The 6,419-nt window shown below is 49.3% G+C and carries 4 protein-coding genes; 2 read left to right on the top strand and 2 right to left on the bottom strand.

Annotated features, from left to right (window positions below; all coding sequences use genetic code 11):
* Positions 1–469, bottom strand: a 469-nt coding sequence (locus tag H511_RS0122065) for an Hcp family type VI secretion system effector (protein ID WP_036760251.1), incomplete at its 3' end; no start/stop codon positions are given.
* Between the two features lie 532 nt (positions 470–1,001).
* Here H511_RS0122065 and tssH point away from each other — a divergent pair.
* On the top strand, positions 1,002–3,677 hold the full coding sequence (gene tssH, locus H511_RS0122060) for a type VI secretion system ATPase TssH (protein WP_027254300.1): 2,676 nt from the start codon (positions 1,002–1,004) through the stop codon (positions 3,675–3,677).
* On the top strand, positions 3,664–5,256 hold the full coding sequence (locus H511_RS0122055; protein ID WP_027254299.1) for a sigma 54-interacting transcriptional regulator: 1,593 nt from the start codon (positions 3,664–3,666) through the stop codon (positions 5,254–5,256). The genes tssH and H511_RS0122055 overlap by 14 nt, the downstream gene beginning before the upstream one ends.
* 95 nt (positions 5,257–5,351) lie before the next feature.
* Here the strand turns inward: H511_RS0122055 and H511_RS0122050 are convergent.
* The coding region (locus tag H511_RS0122050; RefSeq protein ID WP_027254298.1) for an Ig-like domain-containing protein at positions 5,352–6,419 on the bottom strand (1,068 nt) is incomplete at its 5' end.

Genomic DNA, 6,419 nt, shown 5'->3' with positions numbered 1-6,419 from the left:
CTTCGTGAGTCACTTCAATGGCGCGGTAAGTCAGTTTCAGGACTTCTTCAACCACACGGTCAGAGGTCGATGCATCCTGGCAGTGCGCCATACGGGTTTGCATATCAACCAGCAGTGCATCAATCAGTTTGATGGTGTAGTAATGCTCTTGCTTGCCTTGCGTCGACGTGCGGTAGAAGTTGATGTAAGCTTCTGGCAGCTTCTCACCGCTGACCAATGCGTTGAACAGCAATGGCGAAGTACGGTCTTGCTGCTTGGTCACGATAATTGGACGGTGAACACGCTGACCTGTAGGCTGGCCGCTTTGTGGGTCACGAGGCACCGTCAGAACATGGTCCAGTTCCTGAACCAGGAATTCGTCAACGTGCGCTTCCTGCCAGGTGTTACCGACAGAATCGGCCGTGTAAGCATCTTTCGTAATGTGGCCCTGAGTTTCACCGTGGATAGACATATAAGCTGGAGTTGGCATAATCACTTTCCCTTAAATTTTAGTCATTTCAATAAGTAGAACATCACGCTGCTCTTTGCGATGACTAATACACAGCAACCACCGTGCCAACATTTAATTTCATTTAAAAACAAACAGTTAAGATATTTCTCTGATTTTCAGTCCATTTTATCTGCTAACTTTTTGGAAAATTTTCTAATTTTTTGTTTTTTGAACCGAAATTTTCAGCATGAGTTTCAGAGACTCATTTCTCTTTTAATTGTCATTCCTCTTTTTATATAGATGTCAATTTAACCAGTCAGCTCTCACTTATTTAGCGAATTCTTAAACCTCTGCCACATTTTTCGACATCCGTTAAATTGCCAGCCTTTACTGTGGTTTTGCCTATTAAAAAGCTCATAGTGAAACCTCTTAATGCAATACACCTATGCTAATTGTCACCAAGTATTAAAATAGTCACTAATACAGCGACTTACTGACCTCACTTCCGCCATCGGCCTTTTTAAAATCTGATTATAATCCGGGCTTTACATGATTCGAATTTGATGGGCCTATGATTAACGTAAATTTAGCTTCTCTGATTCAACGCCTGCATCCCATTGCGAAAGTCGCACTGGAAGATGCAGCCGCACTCGCTGTTTCTGAACGTTCAACGGAAGTATCGATTGAGCATTACCTGCTCAGTCTGCTTGAACGCCCAAATAGTGATTTCGACTTAATTCTGGCAAGTTTTGACTGCTCCGAAAATTTAATTCGCCAGTCCCTGAATGCTTCACTGCAGCGCAGTGATAAATCAGCCGGTGGTAAACCTGTTTTTTCCGCCCTGTTGATTGAATGGCTGCAGGAAACCTGGCTGATGTCATCCATCGACTTAGGGCAGCAACAAATCCGAACCGGGGCATTGCTGCTGACACTGGTTAAAAACCCGGTGCGTTACGGCCAGCATGACATTCAGAGCTTGTTTGAACCGATCAACAGCGAAACCCTGAAACGAAACTTTGATCAGTTCACCGCTGATTCCATTGAAGCGCAGGTTGCCAATACAGAGAGCAGCGATCCGCGTCAGGAAGGCACAGCATTAAGTAAGTTCACCATCGATTTCACCGGTAAAGCCCGTGAAGGTAAAATCGATCCGGTATTCTGTCGCGATCGCGAAATTCGCCAGATCATCGATATTCTCGCCCGTCGCCGTAAGAATAATCCCATTGCTGTCGGTGAACCGGGTGTCGGTAAAACCGCCGTGGTAGAAGGCCTGGCGCTAAAGATTGTCGAAGGCGATGTGCCGGATATTCTGAAAGGTGTCGAACTATTCGGCCTGGATATGGGTCTGTTGCAAGCCGGTGCCAGTGTAAAAGGTGAGTTCGAAAAACGCCTGAATGGCGTCCTTGATGAAGTGAAGAACTCGCCGACACCTATTATTCTCTTCATTGATGAAGCCCATACGCTGGTTGGCGGCGGTAATCAGGCCGGTGGCAGTGACGCGGCTAACCTGCTCAAACCTGCGCTGGCGCGGGGTGAAGTCAAAACCATCGCGGCGACCACCTGGTCGGAATACAAAAAATACTTTGAAAAAGATCCGGCGCTGGCCCGCCGCTTCCAATTGGTGAAATTAGACGAGCCTTCACCGAAAGAGGCTGCGCTGATCATTCGCGGCCTGCGTCCGGCTTATGAAAAAGCCCACAATATTTATGTTCGGGATGATGCCATCGCCTGTGCGGCAGAGCTGTCTTCTCGCTATATTTCAGGCCGTCAGTTGCCGGATAAAGCCATTGATGTGCTGGATACTGCTTGTGCCCGCGTCAATATCAGTCTGCGAGCGACACCTGCTCCGGTTGAAAGCCTGCAACAGCAGATTGCCTCGCTCAATCGGGAACTGGAAGGTCTGAAGCGTGACGAACTGCAACAAACCGGCGATAAGAAAAATGCTTCCCTTATCCCGCAGATTGAAAAACAGATCACCGATTTGAGCCATGAACTGACGGCACTGACCGCCCAGTGGCATCAGGAAAAGTCTCTGATTGATGAAATGATCAGCCTGCGCCAGAAGCTGCACATAGCCACAGGTGAAGCCACGGAGACAGCCTCTGCTGAAGACGAAGCAGATAGCCATGCAGCAAATAGCAACGCAGCAGATATGGATGAAGCCTCGATTCGTGATGCCATCCTGCGCTGCCAGCAGGCACTTAACGAGTGCCGTTCAGAAGAGGCATTGGTGCATTTTGAAGTTGGCCCCGAAGAGATCAGCCAGGTTATCGCAGACTGGACCAGTGTACCTGTCGGTAAAGTATTAAAAGACGAGTCTTCGTCGGTGATGCAGTTGGATACTTCGCTAGGAAGCGTGATCAAGGGTCAGCCGTTTGCGATCAACTCCCTCAGTGAAGGTATTCGCGCCGCCAAAGCCGGGTTGATGAACCCGGACGCCCCTATGGGTGTCTTCCTGCTGGTGGGCCCGAGTGGTGTGGGTAAAACGGAAACAGCCCGCGTCATTGCGGATCAGCTGTTCGGTGGCGACCGCTTTATGACCACCATCAATATGTCGGAGTTCCAGGAGAAACACACAGTGTCGCGCCTGATTGGTTCACCGCCGGGTTATGTGGGCTACGGTGAAGGTGGCATGCTGACTGAAGCTGTCCGTCAGCGCCCGTATTCTGTGGTGCTGCTGGATGAAGTGGAAAAAGCCGATCCGGAAGTCATGAACCTGTTTTATCAGGTCTTCGACAAGGGCACACTGAACGACGGCGAAGGCCGGGCAATTGATTTCAAAAATACCCTGATCCTGATGACCAGTAACCTGGCGACGCAAGAAATCGAAGCACTGACTCAGCAAAGCGATGACATCACCGCGCCGCAGATTGCTGATGCGATCCGTCCGACGCTGAACCGCTATTTCAAACCGGCTCTGCTGGCCCGAATGAACGTGATTCCTTATCTGCCACTGGCCGATGACGCGATGACCGACATTATTCAGCACAAGCTTGGCAAACTTGGCGCCCGCCTGAAAGCAAACCACGATCTGACGCTGGCCTTTGAGCAGGATCTGGTTGACTTTGTGCTGGGTCATTGCCGGCTGAGCGAAACCGGTGCACGTAATATCGATGCCGTGATCAACCGTCAGCTTCTGCCTCAGCTATCCAATGAATTACTGGGGCATCAGGGTGAAGAAAGTGTCCACACCACACTGACAGTTTCTGTTGATGAACAAGGATCGATCGAGTATGCCTTCAGTTAATTCTGGAGAACTCAATAACCTGTTACTGGCAATCAGTCAGACATTGTCAGACCGAACACAGCTGGCGTCCACTATGGACGCCATTCTGGCAGCGGCACGACAACTGACTCAGGCGAAGCACGGCATCATGTACGTACTGGACCAAACCGGACAGGCATTAGTTCCCCTCAGCGTACACAAGCATGAGCAGGCCATCATGGAACACATCTGGCTGCCCATGCAGCTGGACATGCTCAAAGACAATGATCCTTTTGGTTATGCCATCACTTCTGGCGAGATCGTTCTGATCAACGATCTGTACACCTATTCCGGCTATAACTGTGACCTGATTTATCAGAACGAAGCGGCCATGGGTCTGCACAGTGCCAACCTGCTGGCCTGGCCGCTGAAAGATCACCAGAACCTCACCGTTGGATTACTGGTGTTGTTCGACTTGTGTCTGATCGATGATGAACAGTCACTGTCTGTCTTTACCAAACTGGCTGGCACCAGTATTCGTCAGGCCACCCTGCTGGACACTTACCACACCAGCCTGCGCAATTTAGAAGCCGACAATGCTGCCCTTAACCGCGAAAATCAGCAGCTGAAAGCCCGTAAGAAACCCAACTATGATGGGCCGATTGCGGAAAGCGAACCGATGCGTCAGGTATTAGAACGACTGCAACGCATTCTGACCTTACCGGTTGATGTACTGCTGCGAGGCGAAACCGGCGCTGGCAAGGAAGTGATTGCCCGCTATATTCACGATAATTCCAATCGCTCAGATAAACCCTTCATCGCCCAGAACTGTGCGGCTATCCCGGAGCAATTGCTCGAGTCGGAGCTGTTTGGCCATAAAAAAGGCGCTTTTACCGGCGCTGATAAAGACAAAATCGGACTGTTTGAAGCTGCCGATGGCGGCACGCTTTTTCTTGATGAAATCGGTGATATGCCACTGCTGCTCCAGGCCAAGTTACTGCGTGTATTACAAGAGCGTAAATTCCGCGCCATTGGCAGCAGTGAAGAGCGCAGTATTGATGTTCGTGTGGTTGCGGCAACGCACTGTAATCTGATGGATAAAATCCAGAAAGCCGAGTTTCGCGCCGACCTGTTTTACCGTCTGAATGTCTTCCCGATTAATCTGCCGCCACTGCGTGAACGTCAGGATGACATTCTGCCACTGGCAGAGCACTTTATTACGCATACCAGCCAGAAAATGCAACTGGATAGCGAACCGGTGCTGAGCAAAAAAGCCCGCAAGCAACTGCTGGAGTACGGTTTTCCGGGTAATGTCAGGGAGTTGCGAAATGTCATAGAACGGGCGGTTCTGCTGTCGGATTTTGAAACGGTAGACACGCTGGAACTGGGCGAAGTGGATACCTTTATTCCCGCAGATATCCCCGAAGAAACGATATTTGAGGTTGAATTGCCCGAAATTGACACCGGCTCATTAAAAGATTCGGTCAATCAGTACGAACGGGATGTGATTATAAAAACCCTGGAGCATTTTAACTGGCAGACCCGAAAAGCCGCTGAATCACTGGCTGTTCCTGTAAGTACCCTCAATCATAAAATCAAGAAGTATGAGATCACGCCGTAATTATTATCGCCATTAAACCAAACCCTCAAAAAAACAGCCACCTTAGCTTCAGCAAAGATGGCTGTTTCAACATCAAACCATTCATTGTTTGATGATTAATTGACGGTTAACATTGCCGTTACTGACTGTCCCATATTTCCGTATTGATCCTGATCTCCGGCTTCTACACCAATCACAATCTCACCAAAATCTAATTCCGTTGTGTCGAGCTCAAAAGTAAATGCCGTCCTGTCAGCATTGATCTCAACAGCCGACCAGAAGCTGACAGATTCGGTATTCGCTGGCGTTAACACGGGCTCTGTCAATACCGACCGATTGAAAACAATGGTGACCTGAATAATCTCTCCTTTAATGACCTGAGTATTCCCATCCTGAAAAGAGATATTCGTCGTTAATGGGGATCCAATAACAGTCAAACTGAGATTTGCTTCACTTCCCGCCATATAATCATCAGCCGAGGTGTAACTCCCCTCTGCTACCTGAATCGAGATGTCAGTATCAACACCTGCCGGAGCGGTATAACGCACCTGCCAGTGGGTAGCAGAGAGCTGTTCAAACTCGCCGAACACCCCGGCTTCATCACCCATTGCTGCCGTTGCCGCAAGATCGTCCAGAGAAAAGCCATCAACAGCTTCCGAAAATTGGAGATCTAACCAGATCGCTTTTCCACCGCCAATATCAGATCCATCAGGGTCGCGAACACTCATGCTCATTGTCGGTACAGTCCACGGCTCAACAACAATACTTTCTGTGGAAGAAATTTTTTCATTTCCAGCAAGATCAGCCGCCTTAATTATTAAGTTGTAGTTACCTGGAGCTACATTAAAGTCAAAGCTATAGGTATCACTGTGATCAGGCGGCGCACTAAAATTAAACGCTGCAATTTGCTCAACGCCATTATCAAGGATCGAAATAATCTTGGAACTGTCCAGATTCAAATCAACAATATCTGCTGTAGCTCGAATGAAGTATTTTCCTTCTTCTGGGGCCAGAGGCTGCTGAACTGTATGAACGTTCAGGATCTGTGGCTGCTCAAGATCGACCAGCACCGGCAGTTGCACGCTCGCGGTGCTTTCGCCGTTCAGGGTGTACTCGCTGACGGTGCGGCCCAGGCTGTCCTGTACGCGCAGGGTCAGATCATACTCGCCCTGCTCGGGCAGTTG

It is taken from the genome of Photobacterium halotolerans DSM 18316, from assembly GCF_000425165.1.
Lineage (GTDB): Bacteria > Pseudomonadota > Gammaproteobacteria > Enterobacterales > Vibrionaceae > Photobacterium > Photobacterium halotolerans.
Note: the sequence above shows the minus strand (reverse complement) of the source record. Positions and strands in the feature narration are given on the sequence as shown.